Origin of the sequence: Streptomyces sp. NA02950, assembly GCF_013364155.1 — a bacterium.
GTDB lineage: Bacteria > Actinomycetota > Actinomycetes > Streptomycetales > Streptomycetaceae > Streptomyces.
In genome coordinates this window covers 5,119,472-5,137,363 of sequence record NZ_CP054916.1, presented here as the reverse complement: position 1 = coordinate 5,137,363, position 17,892 = coordinate 5,119,472, and the positions used below count along the sequence as shown (strand labels likewise).

Annotated in this window: 19 protein-coding genes; 12 read left to right on the top strand and 7 right to left on the bottom strand. The window is 71.9% G+C overall.

Annotated features, from left to right (window positions below):
• The first annotated feature begins 115 nt into the window (after positions 1-115).
• The 10 genes from HUT19_RS22555 (at position 116) to HUT19_RS22510 (ending at position 9,006) form a co-directional block, all read left to right on the top strand.
• Complete coding sequence (locus HUT19_RS22555) at positions 116-373, top strand: DUF6284 family protein (protein WP_176181367.1); 258 nt, start codon at positions 116-118, stop codon at positions 371-373.
• Positions 370-666 carry a DUF6303 family protein gene (locus HUT19_RS22550; RefSeq protein ID WP_176181366.1) on the top strand — a complete coding sequence of 99 codons (297 nt, stop codon included), beginning with the start codon at positions 370-372 and terminating at the stop codon, positions 664-666. The genes HUT19_RS22555 and HUT19_RS22550 overlap by 4 nt, the downstream gene beginning before the upstream one ends.
• Positions 663-1,673 carry a DUF2637 domain-containing protein gene (locus HUT19_RS22545; RefSeq protein WP_176181365.1) on the top strand — a complete coding sequence of 337 codons (1,011 nt, stop codon included), beginning with the start codon at positions 663-665 and terminating at the stop codon, positions 1,671-1,673. Before HUT19_RS22550 ends, HUT19_RS22545 begins: the two co-directional genes overlap by 4 nt.
• Positions 1,673-2,014: an RRQRL motif-containing zinc-binding protein gene (locus HUT19_RS22540; RefSeq protein WP_176181364.1), complete on the top strand. Its 342-nt coding sequence runs from the start codon at positions 1,673-1,675 to the stop codon at positions 2,012-2,014. The genes HUT19_RS22545 and HUT19_RS22540 overlap by 1 nt, the downstream gene beginning before the upstream one ends.
• Before the next feature lie 17 nt (positions 2,015-2,031).
• Complete coding sequence (locus HUT19_RS22535; RefSeq protein WP_176181363.1) at positions 2,032-2,340, top strand: hypothetical protein; 309 nt, start codon at positions 2,032-2,034, stop codon at positions 2,338-2,340.
• Between the two features lie 371 nt (positions 2,341-2,711).
• On the top strand, positions 2,712-4,556 hold the full coding sequence (locus HUT19_RS22530) for an ATP-binding protein (protein WP_176181362.1): 1,845 nt from the start codon (positions 2,712-2,714) through the stop codon (positions 4,554-4,556).
• A gap of 95 nt (positions 4,557-4,651) precedes the next feature.
• Positions 4,652-5,512: a bifunctional DNA primase/polymerase gene (locus HUT19_RS22525; protein WP_176181361.1), complete on the top strand. Its 861-nt coding sequence runs from the start codon at positions 4,652-4,654 to the stop codon at positions 5,510-5,512.
• A 2-nt stretch (positions 5,513-5,514) separates the two neighbouring features.
• Positions 5,515-6,990 (top strand): ATP-binding protein, encoded by a 1,476-nt coding sequence (locus tag HUT19_RS22520; RefSeq protein WP_176181360.1) that lies wholly within the window; start codon positions 5,515-5,517, stop codon positions 6,988-6,990.
• Positions 6,991-7,448: 458 nt separating this feature from the next.
• Positions 7,449-7,694, top strand: a complete 246-nt coding sequence (locus HUT19_RS22515; RefSeq protein WP_176181359.1) for a helix-turn-helix domain-containing protein — start codon at positions 7,449-7,451, stop codon at positions 7,692-7,694.
• Between the two features lie 76 nt (positions 7,695-7,770).
• Positions 7,771-9,006, top strand: coding sequence for a tyrosine-type recombinase/integrase (locus HUT19_RS22510; RefSeq protein WP_176181358.1), 1,236 nt, complete (start codon positions 7,771-7,773; stop codon positions 9,004-9,006).
• A gap of 78 nt (positions 9,007-9,084) precedes the next feature.
• Here HUT19_RS22510 and HUT19_RS22505 read toward each other — a convergent pair whose 3' ends face one another.
• The gene (locus tag HUT19_RS22505) at positions 9,085-9,846 is read right to left on the bottom strand and encodes a phosphoglyceromutase (protein WP_176182201.1); all 762 of its coding nucleotides are present in this window, start codon (positions 9,844-9,846) and stop codon (positions 9,085-9,087) included.
• A gap of 162 nt (positions 9,847-10,008) precedes the next feature.
• Between HUT19_RS22505 and HUT19_RS22500 the strand changes: the two genes are divergently transcribed.
• A complete protein-coding gene (locus HUT19_RS22500) occupies positions 10,009-11,388 on the top strand; it encodes an MFS transporter (RefSeq protein WP_176182200.1) in 1,380 nt (459 codons plus the stop codon).
• A 2-nt stretch (positions 11,389-11,390) separates the two neighbouring features.
• Here the strand turns inward: HUT19_RS22500 and HUT19_RS22495 are convergent, their stop codons facing one another.
• The 5 genes from HUT19_RS22495 to mshA form a co-directional block, all read right to left on the bottom strand.
• Positions 11,391-13,367 (bottom strand): M48 family metallopeptidase, encoded by a 1,977-nt coding sequence (locus HUT19_RS22495; RefSeq protein ID WP_254885715.1) that lies wholly within the window; start codon positions 13,365-13,367, stop codon positions 11,391-11,393.
• Positions 13,364-14,059, bottom strand: coding sequence for an RNA polymerase sigma factor (locus HUT19_RS22490; protein WP_176182199.1), 696 nt, complete (start codon positions 14,057-14,059; stop codon positions 13,364-13,366). The genes HUT19_RS22495 and HUT19_RS22490 overlap by 4 nt, the downstream gene beginning before the upstream one ends.
• Positions 14,056-14,313 carry a hypothetical protein gene (locus HUT19_RS22485; RefSeq protein ID WP_176182198.1) on the bottom strand — a complete coding sequence of 86 codons (258 nt, stop codon included), beginning with the start codon at positions 14,311-14,313 and terminating at the stop codon, positions 14,056-14,058. Before HUT19_RS22485 ends, HUT19_RS22490 begins: the two co-directional genes overlap by 4 nt.
• Before the next feature lie 170 nt (positions 14,314-14,483).
• Complete coding sequence (locus tag HUT19_RS22480) at positions 14,484-15,032, bottom strand: YbjN domain-containing protein (RefSeq protein WP_176182197.1); 549 nt, start codon at positions 15,030-15,032, stop codon at positions 14,484-14,486.
• A complete protein-coding gene (mshA, locus tag HUT19_RS22475) occupies positions 15,025-16,386 on the bottom strand; it encodes a D-inositol-3-phosphate glycosyltransferase (RefSeq protein WP_176182196.1) in 1,362 nt (453 codons plus the stop codon). Before mshA ends, HUT19_RS22480 begins: the two co-directional genes overlap by 8 nt.
• Before the next feature lie 172 nt (positions 16,387-16,558).
• Here mshA and HUT19_RS22470 point away from each other — a divergent pair, with 172 nt between their 5' ends.
• The gene (locus HUT19_RS22470; protein WP_176182195.1) at positions 16,559-17,368 is read left to right on the top strand and encodes a class I SAM-dependent methyltransferase; all 810 of its coding nucleotides are present in this window, start codon (positions 16,559-16,561) and stop codon (positions 17,366-17,368) included.
• Between the two features lie 19 nt (positions 17,369-17,387).
• Here HUT19_RS22470 and HUT19_RS22465 read toward each other — a convergent pair whose 3' ends face one another.
• Complete coding sequence (locus HUT19_RS22465; protein WP_176182194.1) at positions 17,388-17,849, bottom strand: NUDIX hydrolase; 462 nt, start codon at positions 17,847-17,849, stop codon at positions 17,388-17,390.
• Positions 17,850-17,892: the final 43 nt, after the last annotated feature.

Below are 17,892 nucleotides of genomic sequence, written 5' to 3'. Positions count from 1 at the left end.
GTACGAGCAGCGCTGAGGGGAGCCGGATCTACCGACTTCAACGGCGCGCGGCCCCGGTGCTGGAACACCGGGGCCGCTGTTCGGGCCGTTCACCTGTGGAAGGACACACGACCCAATGGAACACATCGTTACTGTTCAGGACGCTGTTACCGCGTTCGCCGACTTCATGGAGCCGACGAACGCCGAGCTGGACGCGATCGAGGAGGAGATGCCCGCGATCCTCGCGGATGTCGACCTGTTGGACGCGCAGATCATCACCCTCGACCGCACGCCGACGGAGCTGGATATCCGGCGTATCCGCCGGGCCCGCCGCCGACTGCTCACCGCGCTGGTGAACCAGGCCACGGACGCGCACTGGGGTGGCGCGGCGTGAGCGGACAGAAGAGCGCGCGGGAGTTCACCGCGCAGATGTCCGTCCGACAGGGCCGCTGGCGTCTGTACGTGGCGCTGCTGAACACGACCGAGCAGTGGCCCGAGCATCGGTTCGGGCGCTCGGTCCCGACGTTCACGGACCGTACGGACGCGCTCAGCCTGCTCGGGTTCGAGCCGGTAGCGGGCGCTGAGTGGACGTGGACCGAGGACAGCGAGATCCCCAATGACCCCGCTTCCCCGGTCGTGCTGATCGCTGCGATCCGGGTCCGTTCACTGCCGGAGGTGAGCGCGTGAACGCCGTTCAGATCCGTTCAGCCGAGCGCGCGCTGTCGGTCGGCACGTGGTTGATCGTGGCGGGCGCGATGCTCTACTCGATCCTCACCGTCACCCCGCTCGCCGCCGCGCACACCCCCGAACGGTGGGACTGGACCGCGCCCATCCTGCCGCTTGTCGTGGATGCCGCCGTGGTCATCGTGGTCCGCCTGGACGCGGTGCTGGCCCGCCTCGGGGGCAACGGCGGACGGTGGCCCATCGTCCTGCGGTGGATGACTGGATGCATGACCCTGGCCCTGAACGTCGCGGACTCCGCGCTGCAAAAGGACCTGGTGGGCGTGGCCGTGCACGCGGTCGCGCCGCTGCTGCTGATCGTCACGGCAGAGACCGGACTCGCCTACCGGCGAGCGATCACCGCCGCCGTGCTGGCGCTGGAAGCCAAGCAGCAAACCGACCGGGACGCCCGCGAGCGGGCCGCCGCCGAGCGGCGTGACGAGGCTGCGCGGCGGGCCCGTGAGGAACGCGAGCACACGGCGGCGCTGGCCCGTGAACAGCGTGAGCACGAAGCCCGCATGGCCCGTGAACAGGCCGACCGGGAAGCCGCCGCGCGGCGTGAGGAACGCGACCGCGAGCAGGCCCGTGAGCGTGCCGAGCACGAGGAGCGTGAACGCCTTGAGCGTGAGCGTGAACAGATTCAGCGGGAGCGTGAACGCCGTGAGCGGGAAGCCGCCGAACGCGCGGAGCGGGAGCGGGCCGAGCGTCTGGAGCGTGAGCGCCGTGAACAGGCGGAGCGGGAGGAGCGGGCCGCGCGTGAACGCGCTGCTCTGCTGTCCGGCGGCCCCGCCTCGGACAAGCTGCCCGAGGACGACGCGCGCGCCATCGTGGCCGCCGCGCATGCCGAGGGCCTGTCGGTGCGGACCGCAGCCGAGCTGTGCGGCTGGTCGGTCGGGTGGGTCTCTTCCCGATATGCCGAGCTGCGCGGGCCGGTCAACGGCGTTCCGGTTGACCTGGCTAGCACGGGCCGCTGATGACCACCGCATCGGCCAGTGGCTCGCTGCCTGTGTACCGGTGGCGGCTCGCCCCGGACGGATTGGCCACCCGTCGGCAGCTCCGTGCGCTGGGGCTGCGTCCGGGTGGTCAGGACGTGGCCGCCGAACTCCAGCGCCCGCGCCGAGCGCGGGGGCCGCTGGTCGCCTATCTCTACCGCATCGACGGAGCGAAGGCCGTCCGGCCGATGACACCGGCCCGCCGGGCGGCCCTCGCCAGGGCCAACCGTGCCCGGCGGACCTGCCCCCTGTGCCGACGTGATGCCGGATACGTCATCCCCGCCGCGCTCGGGGCGTGCGTGCCCTGCGCAGCCCCCAACTGATCTGAGGGAGAGCCCTGATGGCCCACCGTGACCCGCCGGGGATCATCGCCCCGCACATACCCGCCGACGCCTACCGCCGCGCCGAAGCCACCGGGCAACCGGTTGTCATCGTCGTGCACACCACCGACCAGACCGGGCGCCCCCTGCGTCACTACCTGTTCCCCATCATCGTCGCAGGTGCGGGCGTCGTGGGGGTGTTCGGTCTAGTGGCGATGTTCGTGGCGCTGCTCGACTTCGCCGTGCACACGGCCGTCGCCATCGGCAGCGTGGCCGGACCCGTCGGCATCGGCGGGATCACCCTCCGCCTCGCACGCCCCAAGAACTGAGTCGGCAGAGCCCGCACCGTCGGCCTACGGCCCCCGCCTTCCCTGGAAAGGGGCGGAGGCCGTAGACGGCCCGCAGCGCGTCCGGCCCCCCTTCTGTGGGGGTGGAGACCCCCCGGGCCGTGAACGGCCCTTCAGGGCCCCGCGAGGGGGGTTGCACAACCAGTTATTCCGCCGCTCTACGCGCGCGTGCGCGTAGGGCCCCCACCCCTCCCCACCGCTCAACTCTGCAACGTCGCAGATCAGATGTGGTTGCAGGGGTTCAACCGGTGCTGTCGACGCAACCGACAGCACCGACCGCTGCAACTCGGGCGGGCCGGTCACGCCACGCAACGGCGCACCGGCCCTCATCCACGGTCTTGGAGGACCCTTTCGTGGACTGGAAGCAAGCATGGTCGACCACCACCAACACCACCAACGCGGCACTGGACTCGCTCGCCCCGGTGTGCGTGCCGTTCGCGGCCCGCTGGGACCTTGAGGCAGACCGGCGTGACAAGCTGCGCACCCCAGAACACCTCAAGGCGCTCATGGCGGCGCAGAAGGAGCACAACGCCGCGCGTTCCACGCACGCCACCGCCAAGTCGCAGCAACTCAGCGCGCGCGCCGCGTCGAAGAATCCGTTCGCGGCCGGTCGCCGCGCCGCACGTGTCGCGAGCAAGGCAGCCTTGAGGCACGAGCGGGACACCCGCGCCAAGCTCAAGGCCGCGCGGGTGAACTACCCCAGCACCCTCAAGGCTCGCGCGATCCAGGCGCACTCGGTGCACGCCATGCCGAGTGCTGTCGCGTCCGCGCTCATGTCCACCTCGCACCTGACCGTCTGGCCGGTCGCCACCTCGGCTGTGCTGATCGGGGCGAATGTCGCTGGTCTCGCGCTCGGGCGGCGCAGGCTGCGGGTGCCGGTGGATGAGTCGCTGTCGCTGGAAGAGCGTCAGCTCATGGAGCGGCTCGACCCGTCGTACTGGGTCGAGCACGCCCCCGACCGTGGCCTGTCGGGCACGGTCACCACGCCTCCCGCCATGGAGCCGGGCGGCATCCGGTGTGAGATCCGGCTGGATGGCACGTGGACGGTCAAGACGCTCGCGGACAAGGCCGACTCGGTCCGGGCGCTGCTGGGTGCCCGCACCGCGCTGCGCATACGGATCACCTCCGCCTCGCGCGGCGGGTGGGCCGTTCTGACCCTGGCCACCCGGTCGGCAGCCGCGGGCGTCTCCTCGCTGTGGACTCCGGACCGCATCCCGTCCGACCTGATGATGATGAGCCTCGGTCTGGACACCGAGACCGGTGATGAGGTCCTGATCCCGTTCGATGAGCGGCTGTTGGTCTCCGGCGCCTCCGGCACCGGCAAGTCCTGGTCGTTCCGTCCGCTCATGGCCACCGCCCACCTGCGCGGTGACCTGCTGCTCATCGACGGCAAGGGCGAAGAGGCCAACATCTGGGAGTCCGCGTGCCGCGTCGCCGTGGAACGCGACGACATCACGGACGCGGTGGACGAGGCGCACGCGGAGATGACCCGCCGCAAAGTCGACATGAAGAAGCGCGGCATCAGCGTGTGGGACGGCCGTCAGCTCACCGTCGTCGTGGACGAGGGACAGGTGATCCTGGCCCTGATCACCAAGGACAAGGACCGGCTACAGCGTTTGATCGAGCTGTCTTCTCTGGGTCGCTCGCGCGGTGTCGTTTTGTGGTGGGCGACGCAGTACCCGTTGACCGATGGTGGTGCGCCGGGTGTGCACAAGCTGATCGCGCCGAACCTCCTGACGCGGTTCTCGCTGCGGGTGGCCGGTACGACTCAGGCCCAGGTCGCGCTGGATGACTGCGCGCACTACGCGCCGCACCAGATCCCCGACGGCCGCGAGTACCGGGGGCACGGCTACCTCAAGGGCTACGGGCCGCGCATGCTGCGCACCTGGACCCTGGACGACGCGGGCGTGCGCGCCCTGCCCAAGTCCATCTGGACCCCCAAGCAGACCCCGGGCGATTCGTCGCCGCGAACGCCGCTGCACCTGGTCAAGGAGACGGCCGCACCGTCTGGGGCGGCGACCAACCGGGACAAGGTGCTGGCAGCCGTGCAGTCCGGTGCCCGCACCGCCAAAGACATCGCCGAGGCGACCGGCCTCAACAAGGGCACCGTCTCCCGGGAGATCAAGGCACTCACCGCTGGCGGGGCTCTGCATCGGACCGCCGACGGCCGTCTCCTGCCTGGTCAGCAGGCTGCCTGACGACTCCACGTGAACGACAACGGCGGCCCCCACTCCGCCAAGAACCGGGGCCGCCGCCAATCCAGCACGCCACTCACGAACTGGAGACCTCCAGCATGACCCAACCGACCACCATTCGGGCAGAGCACCTGCATACCGCTCTCTCTCTGGCAGCCTCCGGCGTGCCCGTGCTGCCGTTACGAGCCGGGAAGGTGCCGTTCGGTAACTGCACGCGCTGCGCGAACAACGCCTGTGGCGGCCGACCCAACATGAAGACCCCCGGCCCCTGCGCCTGCCCGGCGCCCTGCCACGCGTGGTCCGCCGCGACCACCGACCCAAACGTCGTCGGTTCTGGCGTCTGGCGGCGCGCCTGGCGGTGCGCGAGTGCGGTCGCCTACCACCCGGGCGGGGCGGGGTTGACGGTCGTGGACCTGGACGACGCCGACGCGATCGCGTGGGCCCGCGCGAACCTGCCCGCCACGCAGACCGTGCCCACCACGCGCGGCGAGCACTGGCTCTACTTCGGTGCCATGCAGTCCGCGAACGCGGTCCGGCCGGGCGTGGACATCAAGTCCACGATGGCCTACGCCCGGTGGCTCGGATTCGGCTCCGGCACGATGGCCCACCTGCCGGACGCCGTGCGCGCCCTGGCCGTCCAGAAACCCGCCACACCCCGGTCCGCGCCGCAGCCCCTCACGGTGCCCACACGGGCCAGGGGCGGGGAGTGCCCTCACCGCACGCCCACGTACCTGGACCGTGGCATCGCCATGGCGGAACAGCGCATCGCCCAGGCCACCAGTGCGGTGCACGCCACCGTCTACCGCACGTTCCTCGCCGTGCTGTCCACGCACGGCCGGTGCGGCTGCCTCACCGAAGCGCACACCGCGCGGCTCTTCACCGCCGCACAGGCCAAGGGCGAGACCGCCCGGCACTGCACCGACGCGTGGACCAACGCCCTGACCAGGTTGGGACTGTAGCCATGTCCGACGACGACAAGACCCCGGCCCGCGAGATCATCACCGACTACGCACAGGCGCACTTCCGGTACTTCCGCACCCCCGACGGCACCGTGTACGCGCAGAAGAACGGTCACCCCGTGGCCCGTCCGATCCGCTCCCAGGGCACCACGGGCAGCCACCGCCAGGAACTCATGGTCGGCCTGTTCAAGGACGGGCGCGGCGTGTTCAACGGGACCGCGTTGAAGGAGGCGTTGGACCTGATCGAAGCGCTCGCGCTGTCTGAGGACGTGCAGCCCGTCCACATCCGCGTCGCCCCCGGATTCGACGGGGCGACGTGGCTGGACCTGGGCCGCGATGACGGGAAGTCCGTCCGCATCCACCCCACCGGCTGGGACATCCTCACTCCCGACCCGCGCGAGGTGTGCTGGCGGCGCACCCAGCTCACTGGGGAACTGCCCCTGCCCGCCAAGGACACCGACGGCAAGGGCATCGACCTCCTGCTCCGCCTGTGCAACTTCGCCAACGCAGAGACCGAGTGCCTGGCTATCGCCTGGCTGGTCGGTTGCCTCGGGCCGTCCGTGCCCGTTCCCGCGCCGTTCCTCACCGGACCGCAGGGCGCGGGGAAGTCCACCGGCGGCCGGATGCTCGTGCGGATCATCGAGGGCATGAGCGGTGACCTGCGCCGCGCGCCGAAGGACGAGGAGAACCTGATCGCGGCGGTGGCGGCCGGATGGGTCACCGCCCTGGACAACCTCTCCCACATGACGCCGGACCTGTCCGACGCCATGTGCTGCATCGTCACCGGCGCCGAGAACGTCAAGCGCGCCCTCTTCACCGACGGGGACGTGTTCCGCGCTCGCTACCGCCGCCCCCTGCTCCTGACCGGGATCGATGTGGGAGTCATCCGGCCCGACCTGGCGGAACGGCTCCTGCCGCTGCGACTGGAGCGGCCCCGCGTCCGGCGCACCGAGGCAGAACTCTGGACGGAGTACGCGGAAGTTCTGCCCGTCGTTCTCGGCTCTCTCCTTGACCTCACTGTCAAGATCCGCGCGGTTGAGGCGGAAACCCCCACCGACCTGCGGATGGCAGACTTCGCGCACCTGTGCGCGCAGCTCGATGCGGCAACCGGCCTGGGGGCGCTCACCGCCTACCGGGCCAGTCTGGACGACCTGAACGACGACGTGATCGAGGGCGATCTCCTCGCGCAGACCGTTCTCAGGCATGCCGACACCATCGAGCCGGGCGGCGAGCAGCGGATGACGTCTACCGAGTGGCTGCACTGCCTCAGTCGCCTCTACAGCGGCGATGAACTGCGTGCCCTGCCCAAGGGCTGGCCGACCACGGGCAAAGTCCTCTCCGACCGGCTCAAGCGCCTCCAGCCGACGCTTGCCGCTCGTGGTGTCCTCATCGACACCGGCCGCACCAGCGAGGGCCGCTACCTCGAAATGACCCGCCCGGCCACCCCGCCCCCACACGAGCAGAAGCGGCTGGCCTGACCCGCGAACGCCGCTCGCCTGGACAAGCAAGAAGAGCACCAGGGCCGAGGCGTGCTCCTCTTGCTGTTCGGCGGAACGCCGCCCAAGGGTCGCGCCGCGAAGCGGCTCCTTCTTCACGCTTTGAGGCGCCACCGAACTACAACAGACACCCCCTCTTTTGTCCTAAGAGGGAAGACGCTGCGTCATCTGCGTCATGCGGACGAGAAAACGGCCCCTGACCTGCGGCAAGAGGCATGACGCAGACGGCGGCCTCTGCGTCATCCTGCGTCATCTGCGTCATGCGATGACACAGCTCATGACGCGCCGATGACGCACCCCCTAGCCGCTGCGTCACACAAAACCGCAGGTCAAAAGCATGAATGACGCTGATGACGCAATGACGCAGAAATCCGCACCTCGGACACACGCGGAGTCCGAGACACCCCCGAAGCCAACGCGACTCAACCTCTGAGGACCCCATGAGCCGAACCCGTTCCGCTCAACCCGACCCCCGCGCCACCCTCCGCAGCGGTGTCCTCGACCGGTACCTCACTCCCGACGACATCGCCGAGATCTTCGGCGTCCCCCTCGAAACCGTCTACCAGTGGCGCAGGAAGCGCACCGGTCCTCCCGGCTTCCGCGTCGGTAAGCACGTTCGCTACGACCCCGCCGAAGTAGGGGCCTACGTCACTCAGCTCAAGAACGTCGACCGCGTCGCGGCCTGACGCAACCTCACACACCGTCAGGGGCAGCCGTTCAACGGCTGCCCCTGCTCCATGCTGGGAAAGGACCCCGCCTCTCATGGCAGGCAGCATCCAAGACCGCTGGCTCAAGACCGAGACCAACGCCGACGGCAAGACCGTCCGAGTCAAGACCGCTCGCTACGGCCAGGGGCTGCGTTACAGGGCCCGCTACTTCGCGCCTGACGGGAAACGCAAGAGCAAGTCGTTCGCCGACGGACAGAAGCGCCTCGCCGAGCAGTGGCTGAGCAAGATGGCTGCGGACGTGGCTCGCGGTGACTACATCGACCCGAACGCGTCCCGGACGTCCTTTCAGGAGTTCGCGGAGGAGTGGCTTGCGAGCCAGAGCGGAGACCCGAACACCCGAGCGTCGATGCAGTCCCAACTCAGGCTGCACGCCTTTCCCCGCATCGGGTCACGTCCGCTCGGGTCGTTCCAGCCGAGCCACATCCGCGAGTTCGTAACGCAGCTCGAAGCGTCCGGCATGTCCGGCGCGTACGCCCGTGTGATCTTCTCCAACGTCCGCGCCGCTCTCAGCGCGGCCGTCGAGGACGGCTACCTTCGCCGGAATCCCTGCAACTCGCGCACGGTGACGCTCCCCGAGATGGGCATGCGCCGTGTCGTCCCGTGGCAGCCGGAACGCGTCTTCACCGTGCGGGCCGCCATGGTCGAGCGCTTCCGCACCATGGTCGACATGGGCGCTGGCTGCGGCCTGCGACAGGGCGAGATCCTCGGCTTGTGCGTCGATGAGCTGGACTTCGACACCAACACCCTGCACGTGGTGCAGCAACTCAAGCTGAGCCTGAGCAAGGCCGTGTTCGCGCCTCCGAAGGGCGGCAAGCTCCGTGACGTGCCTCTGCCCGATCCCGTGGCGGAGGCGCTGAAGAAGCACATCGAGCGCTTCCCGCCCGTCGAGGTCACGTTGCCGTGGATGCGGGCGAACGGCCAGCCTGTGACCAAACGCCTGATCTTCAGTGGGCCCAACGGCGGGCACGTCTGGCGTACGTCGCTGAACGAGGACCATTGGAAGCCCGCCCTCGCGAAGGTCGGCGTCATCCCGAAGGCCAAGAGCCGCGAGCACGCCGCCGCTCGCGAACACGGCATGCACGCCCTGCGGCACTTCTACGCGTCCGTTCTCTTGGACGCGGGGGAGAGCATCAAGGCCGTGAGCGAGTATCTCGGGCACTCCGACCCGGGCCTGACCCTGAAGGTGTACGCGCACCTCATGCCGAGTAGCCGGGACCGCGCCCGGAAGGCTCTCGGGCTGGCGCTCCGGCCGCAAGGCTCGGGGGACTGAGGGCCCACAGTGGGCCCGGGCCGTGAAAACGCCCCCGATCCGCGCCGTAGGCGCAGGTCGGGGGCGTGATCGCAAAGGCTACTTCTTCTTGCCCTGGTTCTTCACGGCCTCGATCGCGGCCTTCGCGGCCTCCGGGTCGAGGTAGGTGCCGCCCGGGGTGAGGGGGCGGAAGTCGGCGTCGAGCTCGTAGGAGAGCGGGATGCCGGTGGGGATGTTCAGGCCCGCGATGTCGGCGTCGGAGATGCCGTCGAGGTGCTTGACCAGGGCACGCAGGGAGTTGCCGTGGGCGGCGACCAGGACGGTGCGGCCGGTGAGGAGGTCCGGGACGATGCCGTCGAACCAGTACGGGAGCATGCGGACGACGACGTCCTTCAGGCACTCCGTCTGCGGGCGCAGCTCCGGCGGGAGCGTGGCGTAGCGCGGGTCGGAGAACTGGGAGTACTCGGCGTCGCGGGGCAGCGGGGGCGGCGGGGTGTCGTAGGAGCGGCGCCAGAGCATGAACTGCTCCTCGCCGAACTCGGCGAGGGTCTGGGCCTTGTCCTTGCCCTGGAGGGCGCCGTAGTGGCGCTCGTTGAGGCGCCAGCTGCGGTGGACCGGGATCCAGAGGCGGTCGGCCGCTTCCAGGGCGAGCTGCGCGGTGCGGATGGCGCGCTTCTGGAGGGACGTGTGGACCACGTCGGGGAGCAGGCCGGCGTCCTTCAGCAGCTCACCGCCGCGGACTGCCTCCTTCTCGCCCTTCTCGTTCAGGTTGACGTCCACCCAGCCGGTGAACAGGTTCTTCGCGTTCCACTCGCTCTCGCCGTGGCGGAGGAGGATCAGCTTGTACGGTGCGTCGGCCATGCGCTCGAGCCTACTGGACCCGTCGGAGGGGGTCAGTGGACGACCAAAGGGCGGACTCCGGTAATCCGGTAGCGGCCCGGGGAGGGGAGCTGTAAGGTGCGTTTTTCAGCAGAGCTACTTACATTGCGTGGTTGATACGCGTTGATCCACGGGGGGTCGCCGATGTCGCCGAAGGCCGTCGTCAGGCTGCGGCGGGCAGCGAAGGAGAGCGTATCGGGGCTGCCCCGGGCGTTCTGGTGGCTGTGGACCTCCACGCTGGTGAACCGGTTGGGCGGATTCGTCGCCACCTTCCTTGCCATGTACCTGACCGTCGAACGCGGCTACTCGGCGACCTTCGCCGGACTGGTCGGTGCGCTGCACGGGCTGGGCGGGGCGGTGTCGGCGGTGGTGGCCGGGGTGCTGACCGACCGGCTGGGGCGGCGGCCCACGCTGCTGGTGTCCCAGGTCTCGACGGCCGTCACGGTCGCCGTGCTCGGCTTCGTCCAGGACCCGGTCGCCATCGCGGTCGTGGCCTGCCTGGTGGGTATGACGAGCAACGCCTCCCGGCCCGCCGTGCAGGCGATGATGGCCGACATCGTGGCGCCCGAGGACCGGGTGCGGGCCTTCGCCCTCAACTACTGGGCGATCAACCTCGGCTTCGCCTTCTCGGCGATGGCGGCCGGGCTGATCGCCCGGCACGGCTATCTGACCCTGTTCCTGAGCGACGCGGCGATGACCCTGCTCTGCGCGGTCATCGTCTTCGTCAAGCTGCCGGAGTCCCGGCCGGAGCGGAGCGCCGACGGGCCCGCCACGGACGAGCCGGAGATCGGGCTCGGCACGGCGCTGCGCGACCGGCGGTTCATGGCCGTGGTCGCGCTGTCGTACCTGCTGGCGGTCCTCTTCCTCCAGGGATTCGTGGCGCTGCCGGTGGCGATGGGCGCGGACGGGCTGTCCAGCTCCGACTTCGGACTGGCCATCGCGACCAACGGCGTACTGATCGTGGCCGTGCAGATCCCGGTGACGCGCTTCATCGAGCACCGTGATCCGGCGCCGCTGCTGGTCGTCTCCGCGCTGCTCACCGGATGCGGTTTCGGGCTCACCGCCTTCGCCGGGTCGGTGGGCCTGTACGCGCTGGCCGTCGCCGTCTGGACGCTCGGCGAGATCATCAACTCCCCGACCCAGATGGGGCTGGTGGCCCGGCTCTCCCCCACCCATGGCCGCGGCCGCTACCAGGGGATGTACGTACTGTCCTGGTCCCTCGCCTCGCTGACCGGCCCGCTGGTGGGCGGAGCGGTCATCGATCGCTTCGGCGCCGACGCACTGTGGGCGGGGAGCGCCGTGGTCGGCGTCGTGGCGGCCGCGGGGTACGCGGCGCTGGGGCGCAGACTGCGGGCCCGGCCCGCCGCGGATGACGTGAACGCGGTGAACGACGTGGACGACGTGCGCGACGTGGACGACGTGCGCGACGTGGACGACGTGCGCGACGTGGACGACGTGCGCGACGTCGTCGTCGGGGAGGGCGGGACGACGCCGGTCGTTCGGGACGCCGACACCGTCGGCTGACGTTACGGCGTGCGCCGCGGCACGAGCGACTCGATATCGATGCTCGGCAGCGGCAGCGACGGCAGCGGCCGACTCGTCGGGAGCCCCGTGGGCAGCGGCCGCCCCGTCGGGAGTCCCGTCGGGAGTCCCGACGGCAGGTCGTAGGTCGGGACCGCGCCGGGGGCCGGGTCGGAGCCGTAGGGGCCGCCGGGCTGCTGGGTCCAGCGGGGCACCGGGCCCCCCGGGTACGTCGGCTCGCCCCGGTCGCTCCACAGCGCGTACCCCAGCCCCGTCAACCCCAGCAGCACCGTGAGCGCCAGCGCCCGTACCGCGCCGATCCGCCGACGGGCGGGCTCGGACACCTGGGGCGCGATGCTGACGTTCCGCACCTCGTCCCCGGGCGCGCCGTCGGACGTACCGGCCTCGGCCCGGTCCGGCAGCGGGCTGCGTTCGTCCACGCCGAGGGCGGCCAGATGCAGCCCCAGCCGCTGGGTCTGGCCGGGGAGTCGTACGGCGGTGTCGGCCCAGGCACGGATCGTCTCGGGCGCGAGGCCGTCGGGCGGGACGAGGGTGCTCGGTCCGGTCCAGTGCATCGCCCAGTACGCGCTGCCGCCCGCCACCAACTGCGCCCCGATCAGCACGGACAGCGCGGCGGCCAGCGGTTCCAGCGGCTCCCGCCCCGCCGGCCCGGCGGCGGCCAGCCGGGAGTTGAGGGCTCGGGCGAGCGGCATCCGGCGGCCGCTGTCCACCAGCCGCAGCACCCGGTGGATGGTCAGGGGGCCGGGCCGCTCCCCGCCCGCCTCCTCGTGCTCGACCGTACGCACCGCCTCCGCCAGCGGGGTCAGGATCCGGGTCGCGCGCTCGGCGGCCAGCAGCGCGAGCCAGTCGCGCCACGGCACCGTGTCCCTCGCCCCGGAGAACAGCGACCGGCCCGCCTCGGCGGCGTAGCGGGCGGGTACGCAGAGGGGTTCGAGGTCGGCGGGGTCCGGTGCGGCCGGGCCCGGGGGCATACGGAGGCGGGCCAGCCGGCGGAGGCGGACGGCCAGACCCGGGTGCGGGTCGTCGGGGTCGGCGGGCCGCCGCACCGCGTCCTCGAGCACCTCGGCCATCAGCTCCCGCAGCTCGGGCGCCTCGACCAGATCGGCGAAGATCCGGAACGGGTCGTCGGGCACACATCCGTGCGCCCGGCGCATCGGGGTGAGGAACTCCGCGATGAACTCCGGCCACAGCTGTTCCAGCACGGCCGTGGAGCGCAGCGCGCCGGCCACCGTGTCCGCCCCGGCCACCCGGGCGGCCTCGCGGTCCGCCTCCAGCTCCTGCCGCCGCCGCACCGGCCGGGTGAGCCGGCGGAAGACCCGTGCGTACAGCCCGACCAGCGCCTGCGGCCCGCCCGCGTACATCCGCACCAGGTCATTGGCGGCCGACGCGTCCCGGATCGCCTGCCGGGCGGCGTCGAGACCGGCCGAACCGCGGTGGGCGAGGGCGCCGAAGCGGTTGTGGCGGCGGGAGTAGTGGCCCAGCTCATGGGCGAGGACGGCGCGCAACTCGGCGGGCGGCAGGCCCGCCAGCAGGGGCAGCCCCAGATAGAGGGTGCGGGAGCCGGGCACCAGGCCCAGGAACGAGGCGTCCTCGGTGACGGAGGCGTTGACCTCGCTGGTCAGCCGGATGTGGTCCGGCCGCCGGGTGCCCACGGCGCGAGCAAGCTCCTCGACCACGGCCCATAACGCGGGCGCCCCGCGCCTGCTCACCCACACCGTGCCCGCGGGCGGTCCGGCGGGCCGGGCGGTACGGACCACCGCCCACACCATTCCGGCGATCACCGGGGCGAACGCGGCGCACAGCAGGAAGATGCTGGTCGGGGGCGTGGTGGCGGTCGGCTGTCCGGAGCTCCATAACGCCACCACCAGGAAGCCCACCCACAACAGCACCATCACCGCGACCAGCACGTAGAACCCCGCGAGCAGGGCCACGGCCAGCAGGGCGCGGACGGCGGCGATCACCGGTTCCCCCGGCCGTGCCCCCGGCCGTGCCCCCGGCCGGAGTCGTTCCCGGAGCCGCGCCCCGGCTCGCGTCCGCGCTGCTCCGCGCACAGCCCGTCCAGCAGCCAGGCGGCCGCGGCCGACAGCACCGCGTACAGCGGGTCGCGCGGGCTGGGGCTCATCAGCCGCTCGCCTTCGCGGTCGAAACCGGGCGGGATGCTCAGCAGCAGGGTGAGCCGGGCGCGGGCCTTGTGCAGATTGCTGCCCACACCCCGGGTGGTGATCCCGAGTTCGGCGGATATCTCCTGGTAGCTCATGCCCGAGGTGGCCATGACGATCACCTCGCGCTGCCGCGGCGGCAGGGTGGTGAGGGCGCGCAGGGTGGCCAGCGCCTCCGAGGTCTCCTCCACGGTGGCGGTCGGGGAGGCCGGAACGGTCAGCTCCACCGGCTTCCAGCGGTTCCGCCAGCGCCGTCCGTCACGCACCAGCTTGTGCCGCATGGTGGTGAGGACCCAGCCCTCCGGCGAGGGGCAGGCGCGCACCTTCGGCCAGCGCTTCATCGCCTCGATGTACGCCTCCTGGAGGGCGTCCTCGACGCCCTGCCGGTCGCGGCCGAACCGCATCAGGGCATGGGCGGTGAGCCGGCGGTTGGTGCGGGCGTAGAACGCGTCGAACTCCTCGTCGCGCGTGGTCTCCTCGGCCGTGTCGCTCATACCGGGCCCCCGCCCCGCGCGTCCGCTCCGCCCCGGCCGCTCTCCGCCTCGGGGCGGCGGATGGTCAGCGCCGCGCCGTCCGCCCGGTGGTCGGTGAGCACCGTGCCCGGGCCCGAGCCGCGTACCAGCTCCATCAGCAGCCGCGCCCGGGCCCGTTCGCCCGAGCGCGCCGCCAGCCAGCGAATGACGTCCCCCATCAGGCGCAGCACCCCCACCGTCACGACCGTTGCCACCGTGAGCCACGGATTGTCCATGAGCACCGTTGTGTCTCCCCTTCATGGTTCCCGGCTGAAGCCGGTTCACCATGAAGAGCCCGCACAGAACGGTTTTCTTCACCGCGGTATCGGAGAAATTTCGCGGCGGGCGGGGCAGTTCGCGGGCGGGGCGGGGGGTGGGGCGGTCCGGGGGCGGGGCGGCCCGGGGGTCAGCCCGCGGCGTCGCGCGTCAGGTTGGTGAACGCCTCGAGGTTCCGGGTGGACTCACCGCGCGCCGTACGCCATGCGTACTCCTTGCGGATCGCGGTGGCGAAGCCCATCTCCAGCAGGGTGTTGAAGCTGCCGTCCGCGTTCTCCAGGACGGTGCCGAGCAGCCGGTCCAGTTCGTCCGGGGTGACGGCGGCCAGCGGCAGCCGCCCGACCAGATAGATGTCGCCCAGCGGGTCGATGGCGTAACTCACCCCGTACAGCCGGGTGTTGCGCTCCAGCAGCCAGCGGTGGACGGTGTCGTGGTTCTCGTCCGGGTGGCGGATGACAAAGGCGTTGATCGAGAGGGAGTGCCTGCCGACGCGGAGCGAGCAGGTGGTCGAGAGCTTGCGGGTGCCCGGGAGCGTGACCACGTACGTCCCCTCGGACGGGCTCTCCCACTCCAGCTCGGCGTCGCGCAGCGTCCGCTCGATCACGGTCCCGGCGCTCGCTGCGCTGTCGGCGTCGGCTCCGTTACCGGACCTGTCGGCGTTGGTGTTGGCGTCACCCATGGGCCGATCGTAGGCGACGCCGCTCGCGCATCGCCTCCATGTAGACCTCCGCAGTCGCCGCGGCGGCCGTGCCCCAGCCGAAGGACTGAGCGTGCCGGGCCGCCGCCGCGCCCATCCGGTCCACGCGCCCCGCCTCGTCCGCGAAGGGCCGCAGGGCGCGGGCGTAGTCGGCCGGGTCGTGGCCGCCGACCAGGGTGCCGCTGACACCGTCCCGCACGGCCACCGGCAGGCCGCCCACCGAGGCCGCCACCACCGGGGTGCCGCATGCCTGCGCCTCGACCGCCACCAGTCCGAACGATTCGCTGTACGACGGCATGACCAGCACCGACGCCGCTCGGTACCAGTCGGCCAGCTCGTCCTGGACGACCGGGGGCCGGAACCGGACCACGTCGCAGATCCCCAGCCGCGCCGCCAGCTTGTGCAGCCGCTCCGGCTTGGCGAGCCCGCTGCCGCTCGGCCCGCCGACCACCGGCACCACGAGCCGTTCGCGCAGCGACGGGTCTTCCTCCAGGAGGTGGGCCACCGCGCGCAGCAGGATGTCGGGTGCCTTCAGCGGCTGTATGCGCCCGGCGAAGAGCGGTATCAGCGCGTCGGGCGGCAGTCCGAGCCGGGCGCGGGCCGCCGCCCGGCCGTCCGCCGGACGGAACCGCTCCAGGTTCACCCCCGGATGCACGACCGCCAGCCGGTCGCGCGCCGCGTCGTAGTGGCGCACCAGCTCGTCCGCCTCCTCGGCGGTGTTGGCGATCAGCCGGTCGGCGGCGCTGACGATCTGCTGCTCGCCGATGACGCGGGCCGCGGGCTCGGGGGTGTCACCGGCCGCGAGGGCGGCGTTCTTGACCTTGGCCATGGTGTGCATGGCGTGCACCAGCGGTACGCCCCAGCGCTGGGCGGCCAGCCAGCCGACGTGGCCGGAGAGCCAGTAGTGGGAGTGGACCAGGTCGTAGTAGCCGGGGCGGTGGCCCGCCCACTGCTGCATCACCCCGTGGGTGAACGCGCACAGCTGCGCCGGGAGGTCCTCCTTGGCCAGCCCCTCGTACGGGCCCGCGGCCACGTGCCGCACCAGCACCCCGGGCGCCAGCTCGACGGAGGGCGGGAGCACGCCGGTGGTCGCCCGGGTGAAGATCTCCACCTCGATGTCGAGGTCGGCCAGCCGCCGGGCGAGCTCGACGATATAGACGTTCATCCCGCCCGCGTCGCCGGTGCCGGGCTGGTGCAGGGGGGAGGTGTGCACGCTGAGCATCGCGATCCGCCGGGGCCGCCGCGGCACGCGCCGGAAGCGCGCGTGGGGGTGGCCGCCGAACGGCACATGGGATCGGCCTCGCAGACCGCCGAGGCGGGACGCGTGCTGGCTCACCGCGCGATACCTCCTAGCCGGGGGCGGGCTGCCCCTCCGAACCGTCAACACCGGAATCGCTCCTTCCCATTTCCGCTTTGCCAAAGTGTGACGTTCGGGGAGTGGGACGGACGCGCCGTGTGACGGCCGACCGGACGGCCGCCCCGCCCGAGGCACCCCATAAGCTCTGGCCATGCCCGCCCGCGTACCGCCGCCGACCCGCCCGGTCGGTTCGGCGACCCGCGGGACCACCCATCCGAACCGGCTTCGCCGCATGGACCGCTGGATCGCCGCCGCCCACGGACCCGCCCTGCGCCGGGCCGAGGCCCCCGTGGCGGTCGACCTGGGCTACGGGGCCGCGCCCTGGACCGCCGTCGAACTGCTGACCCGGCTGCGCACCGTACGGCCCGGGGCCCGGGTGGTCGGGGTGGAGATCGACCCGGTGCGGGTCGCCGCCGCGCGGCCGTACGAACGCGAGGGGCTCGCCTTCGCCCACGGCGGCTTCGAGGTCCCGCTGCCGGACGGCGCCCGGCCCGCGCTCATCCGGGCCGCCAATGTGCTGCGGCAGTACGAGGAGGACGAAGTCGCCGAGGTGTGGCGGCGGCTGTGCGCCCGGCTGGCCCCGGGCGGCCTGCTGGTCGAAGGGACCTGCGACGAGATCGGACGGCGGCACGTATGGGTCGCCCTCGCCCCGGACGGTCCGCGCACCGTGACCTTCGCGACCCGGCTCGGCTCCCTGGAACGCCCCTCCGACCTGGCCGAACGGCTGCCGAAGGCGCTCATCCACCGCAATGTGCCGGGCGAACCGGTGCACACCTTCCTGCGCGACTTCGACCGCGCCTGGGCGGCCGCCGCCCCGTACGCGGCGCTCAGCGCCCGGCAGCGCTGGATACGCAGCGCCCAGACGCTCCGCGCCGCGGGCTGGCCGCTCGTGGACGGGCCCCGGCGCTGGCGGCAGGGCGAACTCACGGTCCGCTGGGACGCGCTGGCGCCCCGGCCCTGACGCCCGGCGCCGCACCGCCCTACGACGGGGACACCGCGTCCAGCAGCGCGTCGATCAGCCCGCGGTCGTGGTCGTACGTCAGCCGCAGCCGGGCCGCTGAGGGCGGCAGCCAGACCAGCCGGTCGACCTCGCGGTTGGGGACGAAGGGCTCGTCGTGGACCGCCTCCGCCGCCCAGTAGCGGACCTCCTTGGGACGGCCCTTGGCCACATAGCGGAGGGTGGGCAGCGGGGCGCCGGGGGCGCATCCCATACCGGTCTCCTCCGCGACCTCCCGCACCGCGCCGCGCAGCGCGTCCTCACCGCGCTTGAGCTTGCCCTTCGGATGCGACCAGTCGTCGTAGCGGGGGCGGTGGACCACCGCGACCTCCAGCCGCCCGCCGTCGGGGGCGCGCCGCCAGAGCACACAGCCCGCCGCGAGGACGGGTCCGGTGGGCGCGCCCGCGCCGCCGTCGCCCGAGCCCTGGGAATTCCGCTGAGCCATCTGCCGTCCCGCCTCCCCGGTCGCCGCGGATCGCTGGTGCCCG